At 69.1% G+C, this 14,554-nt stretch carries 12 protein-coding genes; 6 read left to right on the top strand and 6 right to left on the bottom strand.

Going from position 1 to position 14,554, the window contains the following annotated elements; genetic code table 11:
- Positions 1-539: 539 nt before the first annotated feature.
- A complete protein-coding gene (locus tag OHA73_RS03670; RefSeq protein WP_327654151.1) occupies positions 540-3,566 on the top strand; it encodes a TIM-barrel domain-containing protein in 3,027 nt (1,008 codons plus the stop codon).
- Between the two features lie 67 nt (positions 3,567-3,633).
- Positions 3,634-5,475, top strand: a complete 1,842-nt coding sequence (locus tag OHA73_RS03665) for a glycoside hydrolase family 97 protein (RefSeq protein ID WP_327654150.1) — start codon at positions 3,634-3,636, stop codon at positions 5,473-5,475.
- A gap of 4 nt (positions 5,476-5,479) precedes the next feature.
- Here the strand turns inward: OHA73_RS03665 and OHA73_RS03660 are convergent, their stop codons facing one another.
- Both OHA73_RS03660 and OHA73_RS03655 read right to left on the bottom strand, forming a co-directional pair.
- Positions 5,480-5,602, bottom strand: coding sequence for a hypothetical protein (locus OHA73_RS03660; protein ID WP_327654149.1), 123 nt, complete (start codon positions 5,600-5,602; stop codon positions 5,480-5,482).
- A gap of 54 nt (positions 5,603-5,656) precedes the next feature.
- The gene (locus OHA73_RS03655; RefSeq protein WP_327654148.1) at positions 5,657-6,529 is read right to left on the bottom strand and encodes an alpha/beta fold hydrolase; all 873 of its coding nucleotides are present in this window, start codon (positions 6,527-6,529) and stop codon (positions 5,657-5,659) included.
- Positions 6,530-6,771: 242 nt separating this feature from the next.
- Between OHA73_RS03655 and OHA73_RS03650 the strand changes: the two genes are divergently transcribed.
- Both OHA73_RS03650 and OHA73_RS03645 read left to right on the top strand, forming a co-directional pair.
- Complete coding sequence (locus tag OHA73_RS03650) at positions 6,772-7,281, top strand: hypothetical protein (RefSeq protein ID WP_327654147.1); 510 nt, start codon at positions 6,772-6,774, stop codon at positions 7,279-7,281.
- A gap of 135 nt (positions 7,282-7,416) precedes the next feature.
- Positions 7,417-9,174 (top strand): family 43 glycosylhydrolase, encoded by a 1,758-nt coding sequence (locus OHA73_RS03645; protein WP_327654146.1) that lies wholly within the window; start codon positions 7,417-7,419, stop codon positions 9,172-9,174.
- 376 nt (positions 9,175-9,550) lie between these two features.
- Here OHA73_RS03645 and OHA73_RS03640 read toward each other — a convergent pair whose 3' ends face one another.
- Both OHA73_RS03640 and OHA73_RS03635 read right to left on the bottom strand, forming a co-directional pair.
- Complete coding sequence (locus OHA73_RS03640) at positions 9,551-10,372, bottom strand: ABC transporter permease (RefSeq protein WP_327654145.1); 822 nt, start codon at positions 10,370-10,372, stop codon at positions 9,551-9,553.
- Entirely contained in the window at positions 10,369-11,310 is a 942-nt protein-coding gene (locus OHA73_RS03635) for an ATP-binding cassette domain-containing protein (RefSeq protein WP_327654144.1), read from the bottom strand. Before OHA73_RS03635 ends, OHA73_RS03640 begins: the two co-directional genes overlap by 4 nt.
- Positions 11,311-11,399: 89 nt before the next feature.
- On the opposite strand from OHA73_RS03635, the gene OHA73_RS03630 reads away from it, so the two are divergent.
- On the top strand, positions 11,400-12,218 hold the full coding sequence (locus OHA73_RS03630) for a TetR/AcrR family transcriptional regulator (protein WP_327654143.1): 819 nt from the start codon (positions 11,400-11,402) through the stop codon (positions 12,216-12,218).
- Between the two features lie 97 nt (positions 12,219-12,315).
- Here OHA73_RS03630 and OHA73_RS03625 read toward each other — a convergent pair whose 3' ends face one another.
- Both OHA73_RS03625 and OHA73_RS03620 read right to left on the bottom strand, forming a co-directional pair.
- Complete coding sequence (locus tag OHA73_RS03625) at positions 12,316-12,678, bottom strand: hypothetical protein (RefSeq protein WP_327654142.1); 363 nt, start codon at positions 12,676-12,678, stop codon at positions 12,316-12,318.
- A gap of 41 nt (positions 12,679-12,719) precedes the next feature.
- Positions 12,720-13,478, bottom strand: coding sequence for an SDR family NAD(P)-dependent oxidoreductase (locus OHA73_RS03620; protein ID WP_327654141.1), 759 nt, complete (start codon positions 13,476-13,478; stop codon positions 12,720-12,722).
- A gap of 224 nt (positions 13,479-13,702) precedes the next feature.
- On the opposite strand from OHA73_RS03620, the gene OHA73_RS03615 reads away from it, so the two are divergent.
- Complete coding sequence (locus tag OHA73_RS03615; protein ID WP_327654140.1) at positions 13,703-14,551, top strand: helix-turn-helix transcriptional regulator; 849 nt, start codon at positions 13,703-13,705, stop codon at positions 14,549-14,551.
- Positions 14,552-14,554: the final 3 nt, after the last annotated feature.

Genomic DNA, 14,554 nt, shown 5'->3' with positions numbered 1-14,554 from the left:
CCTCGCTCTCCGGCTCCTGGTCGTCCTTCCGCACCTTGGCGCCTCAGGGCACCAAGACGTACAACACGCAGACCGCGAACATCATCCCGGTCCGAGGCACTTCAGCCACTACCTACATCTACGCGGGAGACCGCTGGAACACCGACGACCTCGGTTCCTCCCCGTTGGTGTGGCTCCCGCTGAGCCTCAGCGGAACGACGGTGACCGTTGGCTGGTGGAACTCCTGGACGCTCGACGTGGGAGCCGCGGTACCTGGACGGGCACCTCCAACCCGCCCTCGGAGCCCCGCCGGCTCACCAGTGCCGCGCTCCCAACAGGCAGGTGGTGCACGGCTGTTGACCCCTCGAAGGGTCGCCCGTTAGGTTCACCGGCACCGCACAAACACATCCAGTGATGCGTGTACGGGGGCTTTGACAACGATGTCATGTGGTGATCGCCCGTCCCTCTGAGTCGCACGACTCCGTCCGGTCCAGTCGGTCCAGTCGGTCCAGTCGGTCCAGTCGGTCCAGTCGGTCCATTCGGTCCATTTTGGAGACGCGATGAAGCGCGAACGCATCAGACGCAGAACCCTCCTGTCGACGGCGGCCGGCGCCCTGGCCGCGGGCGCCGTCGTGCCGCAGAGCGCCCACGCGGCAGATGACGCGCAGGAACAACTCACCGACTACGCCGGACACGCCACCGACGACGGCCGGAGCGTCACCGTCACGAGCGTCACTGGCCAGCGGCTGCGCCTCACCGCGTACGGCGACCAGATCGTCAGGGTGCGCGCGGCCCGCGCCGGGGAGAGCTTCCTCCCCGACACCCACTACGAGATGGTGCAGCCGCGGAGCCACTCCGCCATGCGCGGCAGCCTGCACGTCAGGGCCACCGAGGACACCGTCGAGTTCCGCACCGCGGCGACGGACGGTCCCCGCGTCGTCCTGCGCAAGAAGCCATTACGGCTGGAGTTCTACGCCCGGGACACCGGCGCCCTGCTCGCGAAGGAGGACGCTGGTCACGGCATCACCTGGAGCGGCCCGGACCACACGGTCGCCGCCGAGGCGTTCGCGCCACCACAGGCCGACGAACGTTTCCTGAAGGCGGGGCACGGCGTCCTCGGCCGCACGCCGCGACTCGACCGTACCGGTGACACGGTGTCCCACAACTACTCCGGCGCGGTGGAGAACCCCACCAATCAGGCGCCCGCGATCGTGCCGTTCTACCTCTCCAGCAAGGGGTACGGGGTCTTCTTCAACACCACGTTCGACACGACGTTCAGCTTCGGTGGAAGCGGCGGGTACGGGTTCCACGCCGACGGTCATGACGCCGGGGGAGCGCGCCCCCAGTTGGACTACTTCCTGATCAACGGTCCACGGTTCGCGCAGCTCCTCGACCGTTACACGCAGCTGACCGGGCGTCCGCGGCTGCCTCAGCGGTCCATCTTCGGGCTTCAGATGTCCGACAAGAACTTCGCCGACGTCAGTGACCAGGACTGGTGGCGAGAGAAGGTCACCCGACATCGCGCCGCGGGCTTCCCGTTCGACCACCAGGTCAACGACAACCGCTGGCCCGAAGGCTCGGGCTCCTGGTCCGGATCGTGGTTCGAGTTCAGCCGCGAGCGCTGGCCCGACCCCGCCGGGTACCAGAAGTGGGCCGCCGGGAACGGCGTCACCGTGACGCTGGACTACAACCGCAACAACACCAACGAGATGGCGGGTTGGAAGGGCGGCCCGCCCCCTGGTTACAGCTTCGCGGTCGCCGATCTTGCGGGTGTGAAGGAGAACAACGCCGTTCCCGACTGGAGCAACCGTGACACCCGTGCCTGGGTGTGGAAGGTCTTCTGGGGCAAGGCACTCGACCCCGCCCTCGAGTATCCCGGCGACGGACTGTGGATCGACGAGGTCGACGACCTCGGAGCCATCCCGTACACGGCGAAGACGGCGGACGGCCGCACCTGGTCCGAGGACCGCAACGCCTACTTTCTCAACCTGCACAAGGGAGTCGGCGAGGAGGGCTGGGACCCGGCAGGGGCCGGGCACATCGGGCCCGGCAAACGCCCGTGGACCTGGTGCCGCGGTGCCACCGCGGGCCAGCAGCGCTACGGGCACTACTGGACCGGTGACATCGACTCCACCTACGACGAGATGCGCAACCAGATCCGGGGTATGCAGACGGCCGGCCTCGGCGGATTCCCGTACGCCAACATCGACGGCGGAGGCTTTGGCCACGGCGAGGTGATCTCCGACGCCTTCTACCGCAACTGGCCCGTCGGCTGGTCGAGTCTGGCCCCGATCTGGCGCCCGCACGGCACCGCTTCGACCAAGGACAAGGGCAAGCGGGCATCACGCTGGCCACTCGACCAAAGCCCGCAGGCCCAGGCGGACTTCGCGCGATTCGGGCAGCTGCGCTACAGCCTGATGCCGTACGTCTACACGCTCGCCCACCAGGCCGCCGCCACCGGCATGCCCATGGCCCGGGCCATGGTGATCGACCACCAGGACCGGCCCCAGGCCTACACCCACGACCTCCAGTACATGTGGGGCCCCTCGCTCCTCGTCGCCCCCGTCACCTCCGAGGGCCGGGAGCAGCACATCTGGTTGCCGGCCGGTGCGCACTGGTACGACTTCTGGACGGATGAGAAGCACACCGGATCCGACAGCGAAGACCTCTCCCACACCGCGAGTACCGGCGAAACACCCCTGTTCGTCAGGGCAGGGGCGATCCTGCCCAAGTACCCGTACGCGCAGAGCACCGCCTACCTCACCAAGCGGCAGCTGGAGATGGATGTCTACGCGGGGGCCGACGGCGTCTTCGACGTCGTCGAGGACGATGGGGTGACCGAGGCGTACCGGAGCGGCAGGCAGACGAGCGTCACGCACCTCACCTTCACCGACGCCTCCACCCGCGCCGTCATCGCGCACCCGAAGGGCTCGTACGAGGGCGCGCCCGACGCCCGCCGTTTCCTCGTCCGCTTCCACGGCTTGGCGAGCCCCGTGGGAATGCGGGTCGACGGCGGTGGCACGCTGCCCGCTTTCACCAGTGAGGCTGCCGCCCTCCTCAGCGACAAGGGAGCCGGCTGTGTGTGGGACGCCGAGGCGAAGGTCCTGAGCGTCGTCACCCCGGAGATCCGGATGGCGAAGGGCGGCGGCAGGGCCGTCACCGTCGAACCCAGCGGCGCCCCGTACCCCCGAGTCGGCGGCGGGACGGTCCACCAGGCCGAAGCCGCCCGGCTCGACAGCGCCTTCGTCATCGGCAGCCGCCACCCCGGCTACACCGGCACCGGCTACGCCGAGTTCACCGGGACGTCGGCGGCGGGGTCGACCCTGGCATGGACCGTCACCGTGCCCGCGGTGGGCGAGAAGCGGCTCCTTGTCCGGTACGCCAACGGCGGTGACGCGGACCGCCCCATGGACGTCGACGTCAACGGCACGAAAGTCGCCACCCTTGCCATGCCGCCCACCGGCGGCTGGGACACGTGGGCCACGGCCTCCTTCTCCGCGGACCTTCCGCAAGGGGAGAACGTCACCGTCCGCGCGGCCCTCACCCGGTCCGCCGGCGCGAACATCGACAGCTTGACCCTGCTGTAGCGGGCGCCGCGTCCGGAAACCCTGATGCTGCCGTCGGCTTCCGAGACCACGAGACCAAGGGGAACTCATGCGTGTACGACCATCCGTGCTGCTCGTCGCCATCGCGACCGCGGCCATGGCGGGCAGCCTGCTCGCCCCGTCGGCGCAGGCCGACGACCACCGGTGCTGGGCCGTCTCCCGGGGTGGAACCGGGCCAACTGCCAACCTCCGCCTGGCCGATGACGGAAGGCTCACCCTCGGCGTAGGTCTGCACGGCCGCACCGTGCTCGAACCCGGGGCGCTGGGCATCGTCACCGACGAGGGTGATCTGACGTCCGGCCTGAAGTTCGTGCACAGATCCGACCGGAAGGTGCACGAGCGCTACACCGCCACCGTCGGCAAGCGCCTCAAGCGCACGGTCGATCAGACGGAGTCCCGGTTCGACTTCGAGAACGCGGACGGCGCCCGGCTCGGGGTCGTGGTGCGTGCCGCGGCCGACGGCATCGCGTACCGCTACGTGGTGCCCGACGCCAAGGGCGACGGTGTGAAGGTGACCAAGGAGGCCTCCACCTTCGAGGTGCCCGACACCGCGCCGGCGTGGATCAACACCTGGTCGGACGGCAACTACGAAGCCGCACACCAGTCGACCTCGGCCGCCGGCGCCGCAGACGACGCCTACGCCTACCCGGCACTGTTCCGCACCAGCGGCACGGGGTCCGACGGCGACTACGTGCTGCTGAGCGAGTCGGACGTGACCGGCAGCTATTCCGGCAGCCATCTGGCGCACACCAAGGGCAAGGGCGAGTACCGGGTCTCGCTCGCGGACGAAGAGGTCGACTCGTCCGGGCCGTTGAGCACCCCGTGGCGGACGGTGACGACCGGCGATCTGGCGACGGTCACGGAGTCCACGCTCAACGACGACGTCGCCCCGGCGTCGCGGGTCAGGGACACCTCCTGGATCGAGCCGGGCAAGGTCGCCTGGTCGTGGATGGACGGCGGCCACGAGGCTCAACGAAGCCTGGAGAAGCAGAAGTCGATGGTGGACTACGCCGCCGAGCACCACTGGGAGTACACACTCGTCGACGACGGCTGGAACACCACCGACTGGATGCCGCAGCTGACCGCGTACGCCAAGGAGCGCGGCGTCAAGGTCCTGCTCTGGCTGCACTACACCGACGTGGACACCGCCGACGAGCAGAAGGCGATGTTCGACAAGCTGGCCGACTGGGGTGTCGTCGGCGTCAAGATCGACTTCATGGACTCGGACCAGCAGGTCCGCTACCAGTGGTACGACGGGATCCTCAAGGAGACGGCGGCCCGCCACCTCCTCGTCGACTTCCACGGCTCGACCATCCCGCACGGCATCCAGCGGACCTGGCCGCAGGTCATGTCGATGGAGGCGGTGCACGGCGCGGAGCAGATGAACGTGACGGCGGCCAATGTGTCGGTGCTGCCGTACACCCGCAACGTGGTCGGCTCCATGGACTTCACCCCGATGGACTTCCAGACCGGCAAGATCCCGGTGTCCGACGCCGCGGAGCTGGCGCTCTCGGTGGTCTACGAATCCGGGCTGCAGAACTTCGCGGGCTCGCTGGAGGAGTACCGCAAGCGCCCGGAGCTGGAGAAGTTCCTGGAGACCGTGCCCACGGTCTGGGACGAGACCCGGCTGGTGGCCGGTGACCCCGGCAAGAAGACCACCCTCGCCCGCCGGGACGGCAACCGCTGGTTCCTGGGCAACGTGACCGCCGGCGAGGCCCACACCGAGAAGGTGCCGCTGCGTTTCCTGGGGCACGGTACGTACACGATCGACGTGGTCAGGGACGGCCCGGACGGACTCGTGCGCGAGAGCCACAAGGTGACGGCCGATGACACCTTGACGGTGGACGTCCCGGCCGACGGCGGGTTCGCCGCCATCGCCCACAGGACCTGACGCGTCACGTGCGGCCTGCCGGCCCCTGCGCGTATCGCATCGTGGGGGCGGCGGGCGGCATGTCGTCGATGGCACCGAGGATCGACTGCAGCTGCTGAAGTGTGTCCTGCGGTGTTGCGGCCGGCACCGCCGACAGCGTGCCGTGGGGTGCGGTGGTCGCCTCGGTGGTGATGGCCTCGCATCAGTGTCTGGTGGTGTGGTCCAGGATCGCGGCGACGAGCGGCGTGTGCACCTCAGGTGGGAGTGCGTGCCCCATGCCGGGGATCTCGATGATGCGTGCGCCTTGAATCGCCTGGGCGAGGTGGTCGGGATGGGGCGGCGGGGAGACCGGTTCGGCGGGAGCAGAGGTGACCAGGGTGGGCACTGTGGCCCCTGCCAGTTGCTCGGTGCGGTCCAGGTCGGACGCGTCGGCGCGGGCATGCGCGGTACTGGTGGCGTCGTGCCCGGTGTGCTCGATGACCCTTCGCTCCAGGGCGCGGACGTATTCGGCGTCGAAGGGAAGCTGATCGCCGCCCAGAATCCGCCAGTGCTCGACCCGCCGTTCCAACTCCGCTTCCAGGCCGAGGTCCACAACGGGACGGGACCACATCTCAAGCAGATCGGGTGCGATACCGGGGAGTTCCTCAGGCGGGATCCGGGTTCCGTCCGGCTGGATGTAGGGGATGGTGCTGAGCGCGCTCGTGCCGATCAGCGTCGCGCTGAGCAACCGGTCCGGATGGTCGGCGATGAGGAGCTGGGCGAGCATGCCACCCAGTGACATGCCCACTATGTGGGCGCGTTCGACGCCGAGGCCGTCCAGCACCGTGACGGCGTCTTCCGCAAGTTGGCTGAGGGGATAGGGCCGTTGGTCGAACGCCCAGGTGGAGCGACCGGTGTCGCGGTGGTCGTAGCGGATCACGCGATGGCGCGAGGCGAGCATGTCCACCAGTTCGTCCGGCCAGCCCAGGCCGGACGCTTGCGCTCCCATGATCAGCAGCATCGGAGACGCGTCGGTGTCACCCCGGTCTTCCGTCCACAGCCGTACACCGGGTGCTGCGTCGATGAAGCGTTCCATGGTTCTCCTCCAGGGCAGGGCCAACGCTAGACGAGACGTATCGTATCGCCTTTGGGGTGGTGCGGCGATCTCGAGGTCGTCGCCGATCGGTGACGGCATCGGTCCTGTCCGGTCGCCCGCCGCGCCCCCGACCGTCCCAGGTCTTCCCCACGCGCGTAGACCCTGGCACGATCTGTGCCGATCCACCTGCACCACAGCTGTCACATCCCACTCAGGCACTGGCAGGAAGGACCGCGATTCCCATGCGTATTCGTTCCGCGCTCACCGCGCTCGCCCTCACCACGGGCGCTCTCGTCGCCCCCGGATTCGGTGTGCTGACGACCGCCACCGACGCGTTCGCCGCCACGAAGATCTCGCACGCGACGGCGACGTCGATGTTCAGATCGGTCGGGATCACCTGGTCCTCGTCCGGCGGCTGTTCCGACCGCAATGTGTCCACGTGCACGTCGTTCGACCAGCTCAATCTCGCCACCGCCCAGGGTGCCCAGACGCTGAAGTCGGCCAGTGGGTGCGCGCTCAACATCACAGGTGGCACCGAGACCGGCCACGCGAGCGGCACGTACTCGCACTGGAACGGCTACAAGCTCGACTTCGGCAAGAGCACCTGCGTCACGAACTACGTCAAGAATCACTTCACCTACATCGGTCTGCGCGGCGACGGTGCCCCGCAGTACAAGGCCGCGTCCGGCAACGTGTACGCCGACGAGGGCAACCACTGGGACGTGACGTTCTACAACTGCGGCGGCTGCTGACCACGGCAGATGTGTGGGACCGCAGACCGGCGGTCCCACCGAACCGCAGACCGGCGGTCCCACCGGACCGCACACCCCAACCCCCTTTGTTCGTCGCTTCGTTGAAGCGCATGGTTACGTTGAAAAGGTGCAGTCATGAGCCGCCGGCCCGAAGGCCCCTCTCTCCCGCCCGCCAGACGCGCCGTCCTCGGCGGGACGCTGGCCCTCGCCGCCGCGGCCCTGGCGCCCGGCGCCGCCGTCGCCTCGCCGCGGCAACCCGACCGCGGCACACGCGCGTTCACCGCCACCGACGCCACGTACGCCAACGACGCGATGACGTCCGGCGGTGACCCCTACGTACTGTTCGACGAGCCCAGCGGCTACTACTACGCGTACTGCACGGGCGGTTCGGACGACGGCTACTACTTCGGCGTGCACCGCTCGCCCGACCTGTCGACGTGGGAGCGGCTGCCCGGTGGTGCGTTGCGTGCCGACGATCCGAAGCAGTGGGGCAAGGACTGGTTCTGGGCGCCGGAGGTCTACCGCAACCCCGACACCGGCCTGTACTACCTGTTCTACGCGGCCCGCATGGGCAGCACGATGGCCGAACAGTACTTCCTCCACGCGGACTTCGAGGAGCCGTGCTCGATCGGGGTCGCGGTGTCCCGCACGCCCGAGGGCCCGTTCCACAACATCGACGACCGGCCGCTGGACTACCACCCGTACAAACCGGACTACCACGACGTCAACCTGATCATGGACGCCGACCAGCTCACCCCGCCGGCCACCGAGGAGGAGGGGCGCACCGCTCCGCTGGGCTCCTACATACCGATGATCGACGCGAACCTGCTCTTCGACGAAGGGCGGATCTACCTCTACTTCTCCAGCAACGCCTACCGCAACTGGGTGTGGGACACCGGCCTCGGCAAGTACATCGAGGAATCCAACATCGCCGCCGTCGAGCTGACCACGCACTGGTGGCGGGACCCCGAGGGCGCCACCATGCCCACCATCCACCCCCGTTACGCCGACGCCAACGCGCGGACCGGCACTGCCGACGAGCTGCGCCGGGACGGGTTCGTGCCCGTCCTCACCTACGCGGCCGACCCGCAGCCCTGGGAGGACGCACACGTCAACGACCATGCGACGTCGGGTGGTTCGAAGAAGGACCGCCGCTGGGAAGAGGGCTCCACGGCCTGGCGGCACGACTACGTCCACGCCGGTGAGCGGCGCACCTTGTACTACCTGACCTACTCGGCCAACAACTTCGAGAACCAGTACTACGGCGTGGGTTACGCCGTCGCGGATCACCCGCTGGGCCCGTGGCGCAAGTACCCGAACAACCCGGTGCTCTCGCAGAATCCGGACGTCGGGATGTACTCCACCGGCCACGGCAGTCTGACCGCCTCACCGGACGGCAGCGAGCTGTACTACGTGCACCACGGCCGGACGTCGCCCACCTCGCCCGACCGCGTCGTCTACACCGAGCGGCTGCGTATCGACGACCACCGTCCGGATGCGGCCGGGCATCCTCTGCTCACCATCGACCAGTCCACCGGCGACGAACCGGTGCCCGCCGGGACCGCCCCGTTCAGGCTCACCGCCCGACCGGTTGCCGTGAACGTGGGCGGGACGGCGGACGTCGCCTGCGTGGTGCGCAGCGCCGCGGGCGCCGCGTTCGACCTGTCGGCACCGGAGAACCGGGTGCGGGCCGAAGTACGTCCGGCCGGCCTGGCGTCGGTACGCGTCGAGGACGGCACGGTGACGCTGTATGGCCTGCGCAGGGGTACGGCACGGCTGACGCTGGTGTACCAGCGGCGCCGGGCGGACGGGTCGTACCGCGACGTGCACCAGGCGCGCCACGGGGGACGAGCGGAGGCGGTGAGGGTGACGGTGCCGGTTGTGGTGCGGTGAGGTGGGGAGGGCACGGCGAGCACCACCGCCCAGGCGGCATCGAGTTCCGCGGTGAGCGACCCAGCGAGGGTGAGCGCGTCGCGCTGGGCGGGAGTGCGGTCGGGTCCGGGCGTCGCATTGCGGTGTGGGCATGTGCCCAGGCTTCGGCGGGCAGTGGGTCGGTGCCCAGATGGCGGCGTACCACCGTCGCGTCGCGGTGGACTGCGGTCCACTCCGATTCCAAGAGGTCGGCGAGTTCGGCGCTGTCGGATGTGCCGGGAAGGATGCTGGCGTCGAGCCGGAACAAGCTCATGACGTCTCCATGGCGTCGGTGTCGTTGAGCGCCGCTCTGGCGCGGTGAGCGGCGATCGGTCTGCGGGGCAGATGCCTGGAGTGGTCAGCGTCCTCTGCGCATGTAGGCGCGGAGCGACAGCGGGACGAAGATCACCAGAAGCGCGGACGACCAGAGCAGGACAGTGGTCACCGGATGCGCCAGTGGCCAGGCCACGTCTCCGGACGGGGTGCCCGGGTTGCCGAACAGCTCCCGTGCGGCGGCGGTGAGCGCGCTCACCGGGTTCCAGTCGGCCAGGAAGCGCAGCCACCCCGGCATCCCGTCGGTCGGGACGAACGCGTTCGACAGCATCGTGAACGGCAGGCCCAGCGGCACCATCGCGTCGGCGACCTGGTCGTTCTTCACCGCGAGACCCACATAGACACCCACCCAGCTCAGCGCGTACCGCAGCACGATCATCAGCAGGAACGCCTGGGCGGTGGGGATCAGGCCGCGGTGCGGCTGCCAGCCCACCAGCAGGCCCGTGCCCACCATCACGGCCAGCATCAGCAGTCCGGTCAGCAGGTCGGCGCCGGTCTGCCCGAACGGCACCGCCAAGCGCGCCATCGGCATGGAGCGGAACCGGTCCATCACACCGCGGGAGGCGTCGGCGGCCATCCGCGTCATGACCCCCAACCACGCGGAGAAGGTCACCATCGCGAACAGGCCCGGCATGAGGTACTCGCGGTAGTCGCCGCCGTCCGGCACTTGGATCGCGCTGCCGAAGACGTACCCGAAGAGCACGACCATGACGGCCGGGAAGATCAAAGCGGCAACGAGCTCGCCGGGAGCGTGCCGCAGCCGTCCCAGCTCGCGGCCGACCAGGGTCAGACCGTCGGTGAACGTCCATCGCAGGCGGTGACCCGGCGGCGGGGCGAGATCGGTCATCGGACCAGTTCCTTCCGATCGGTGAGGCGCAGGAACACCTCGTCGAGGGTGGGACGGCGCAGCCGCACATCAGCCGCGGCGACCCCGGCGCGGTCGAGCTCGCGCATGGCGTCGAAGAGCCGGAAGCCGCCGCCCGGCAGGGCGACGCTGAGCCGGTCGGCGGTCACCGTGGGATCGGTTCCGGCCAGGGTTTTCAGCACGGTCGCCGCCGTGTCCAGGGCGGCGGGGTCTTCGAGTTCGACGTCGAGGCGGTCGCCGATGGTGGCCTTCAACTCGTCGGGTGAGCCCGTGGCGATCACCTGTCCGTGGTCGACGACGGCGATGTCGTCTGCCAGTTGGTCGGCCTCGTCCAGGTACTGCGTGGTGAGCAGCACCGTGGTGCCGTCCGCCACCAGCTCACGGATGCTGTCCCAGATCTCGCCGCGGCTGCGCGGATCCAGGCCCGTGGTCGGCTCATCCAGGAAGAGCACCTCGGGGCGCAGGATGAGGCTGGTGATCAAGTCGAGGCGGCGGCGCATGCCACCGGAGTAGCCGGCGACCTGCCGGTCGGCGGCGTCCATCAGGTCGAAGCGTTCGAGCAGCCCGTCGGCCCGTCGTCGTGCCTCACGCCGGGACAGGTGGGAGAGGCGCCCGAACATGCGCAGGTTGCCGCGGCCGGTGAGCTTCTCGTCCACGGCAGCGTGCTGGCCCGCGAGCCCGATCCTGGCGCGCACCTTGCCGGCCTCGCGGACGACGTCGTGTCCGGCGATGCGGGCGTGCCCGGCGTCGGGATCGGACAAGGTGGCCAGGATGCGCACTGCGGTCGTCTTGCCAGCGCCGTTCGGCCCCAGCACGCCACAGACTCTTCCTCTCGGGACGCTCAGGTCCAGACCCCGCAGGGCGTGGTTGTCGCCGAACGACTTGTGCAGCCCTTCGGCGACCACGATCGGATCAGGCATAAGACCCCTCCACTGGGTACCTTGTACGCGGTCTCGACGGGCACGCTAAACGACTGGGTACTATGTACGCAACCAAGGAGGTGGAAACGGTGACCGACGCCGAGTACGTGAACATCTGGATGCGGCCCGAGCGCTCGGCCTACGGGCCGACGCCCGTCCACAGCCGCGCGAAGATCACCGAGGCGGCCGTCCGGATCGCCGACGCCGAGGGGTTGGAAGCCGCCACCATGCGGCGGATCGCCGCCGAGATCGGCGCCGGCGCGATGTCGCTCTACCGGTATGTCCCGAGCCGCGAGAACCTGATCGAGCTCATGGCCGACCAGGTGATGGGCGAGATCGACGTCACGGACATGCCCTCGGGCGACTGGCGCGCCGACCTGACCCGCTACGCCGACGGGCTGCGGACCATGTGGATGAGGCACCCGTGGATCGCCACCGTGCAGCGGTCACTCCCCAGCTTCGGCCCCAACCAACTGCGCTTGGTCGAAGGGCTGATGGGCGTACTCGACGCCTTCGTCCCCATCGACGAGAACCTCGGCCTCGTGGCCCTGCTGAACAGCTACGTCGAGGGCATCGTCCGCGAGGAGATCAGCACGGCCAGGGAAGTCCGCCGCAGCGGTCTCAGCGACTCGGAATGGATGGAGCGGAGCTACCCGTACATCGACGGGCTGGTGAAAAGCGGGGAGTACCCGATCTTCACCAAGATCGTGACGGAGGCGCGCCAGCCGCACCTGAGCCGCGAAGGTCAGTTCCGGCACGGGCTCCAGCGCGTCCTCGACTGCATCGCCGCGGCCCTCCCGCCAGCGGCCGGGGCCCCGATGCCGGCGCACCGAGAGGGGCGGGAAGAACAGGACGGGCCGGGGCGGGCTCGTAGTCGACCGTCCGAGAGGGCATCAAGGACTGGATAGACGCACAGCCGTGCCTTGAATGCCACGGCTGTACCGATGTTCCTCGCGGCCGTAGTACGCCACTGCGGTTCTGCATCCGACGTCCTCGTCCACGACTTCACGTCGATTTTGCTGCCGGAAGAGCCTGAATACCGGAGCTCCCGCCTGGATATGGGCAAGCGGCTCGACCTCGGGTCAACTGCCGCTGTGCCCGGCCCTCGCGCTGCGGCAGCAGGGTGTTGATGTGCACGAGCGCGAACCGGAGCAGGTGCAGCGCGAGCATCGAGGTCTCGGCGTCCTCCTCAGGCCGGCCGGGCCCGGCCCTTCCCGCTGGTCCGCCGCCACTGACCGAGCAACGCGCGACGTCTCGGGGTGCGTTGAGCGGCCGGTCGAGCAGGGCGAGGCCGGTCTTCCGAGTGGCCCCGGTGACAAGGGCGGTCTTCCCGGCGAACTCGGTGGATTCGGATGCTTCTGTGGACACAGCCAGACGGTCGTGGACGCCGCGCGCCCCGGTCGGTCTGCTCAGTGCGCGGTGAGTCCGCCGTCGACCACCAGCTCCGAGCCGGTGACGAACGAGGAGTCTTCGCAGGCGAGAAAGAGGATCGCGGGGGCGATCTCGTCGGCGCGGCCGGCGCGGCGCATCGGGGTGCGTCGGATGTCCGGCTGCTGGTCGCCCTGGTCGTCCAGGATTTCCTGGATCATCGGTGTGGCGATCACCCCGGGATGCACCGAGTTGATCCGTACTCCCTGCCGGGCGTACTCGACCGCGGCGGTCTTGCTCAACAGGCGCACGGCCCCCTTGGACGCTTGGTAGGCCGCAGCCGCACCGCTTCCCACCAGGCCGAGTACCGACGACGTATTGATCACCGACGCGTTGCCGCTCGCGCGCAGGAGCGGCAACGATGCCTTCATGCCGAGCCATGTGCCCTTCTGGTTCACGTCGATGACGCGGTCCCAAGCCTCTTCCCGCGTGTCCTCGACGCCTGGCCAGTCCACGATGCCGGCGAGGTTCACGAGCACGTCCAGGGTTCCGAATCGGTCCCGTACGAGGGTGATCACCTCGTCCCATTCCCGCGCGGAGGAGACATCGAGGTGGGCGGCGACGACCTCCGCACCGTGTGCCCCGATCCGGTCGGACAGGTCCCGCAGGGGACCTTCGGCGACATCGGTGATCACCAGCCGGGCGCCTTCGCGGGCGAAGAGCTCGGCGGTCGCTGTACCGAGGCCGCCGGTCGCGCCGGTGATCAGGGCGACCTTGCCGTCAAGTCGTTGTCCCGTCATGGGTGGAGTCCTTGTTTCTCGTTGATGCCGACTGGATGACTGGCGGACTGCTGTGTTGGGGCTCTTGGCCCGCCTACGATGACGACCGCTCCCGCTCTCCTCGAACGCTGCGGTTCTTCCCGCCGCACCGAGTCTGCGCAGGTCAGTGGCCATCAACCAGGACGTGTGCTGCCTGGGTGCAGCACACCCAGGCAGCACATCCGGCCGCCGCCTAGCCTGAACGCATGGACGACAACCTCCTGGGAGACTTCCTGCGCACACGCCGAGCCGGCCTTCAGCCGGAGGACGTCGGTATGGCGAGCCATGGGGCCCGCAGAGTCGCCGGACTGCGCCGCGAGGAGGTCGCCGTCCTGGCCGGAGTGAACGCCGACTACTACACCCGCCTGGAACAAGGACGCGAACGCCGTCCCTCGGCCCAGGTGGTCGACGCCCTCAGCCGCGCGCTGCGCCTCGACGCGGACGCCCGCACACACCTGTACCGACTGGCCGGGGCCACGCCGGACGACCGGCCCTCCGTCCACGCCGCCGAGCGGGTCGGCCCGGCGCTGCGCCAGCTGATGGACGGCTACGCGAACACGCCGGCGTTCGTCATGAACCGGACCCTGGACCTCCTCGCGGTCAACGCCCTGGCCGATGCCCTCTACGCCCCGTTCGAGCCGGCGGACAACTTGGCCCGCATGGCCTTCCTCGACCCCGCGGGCCGTACCTTCTACGCGGACTGGGACCGGGCGGCACAGGCCACCGTCGCCAACCTCCGCGAGGCAACCGGATTCGACCCGGACAGCCCACGGCTGCGCGAGCTCGTCCGCACCCTGACCGAGCACAGCGCGGACTTCGCCCGCCTCTGGAACGCCCACACCGTGCGCGGAAAGACCCAGGACGCCAAACACTTCCTCCACCCGGACGTGGGTGCCCTCACGCTCAACTACCAGGCCTTCGACGTACGCGAAGCGCCGGGCCAGCAGCTCGTCATCTACCACGCCGACCCGGGCAGCCCCAGCGCCCAGTCCCTCGATCTGCTCGGCTCCATCCACGCCACCCGGCGCCAACCGGACCCCCGGTTCCACCGCTGATCG

The sequence above is a fragment of the Streptomyces sp. NBC_00483 genome, from assembly GCF_036013745.1.
Taxonomy (GTDB): Bacteria; Actinomycetota; Actinomycetes; order Streptomycetales; family Streptomycetaceae; genus Streptomyces.
Note: the sequence above shows the minus strand (reverse complement) of the source record. Positions and strands in the feature narration are given on the sequence as shown.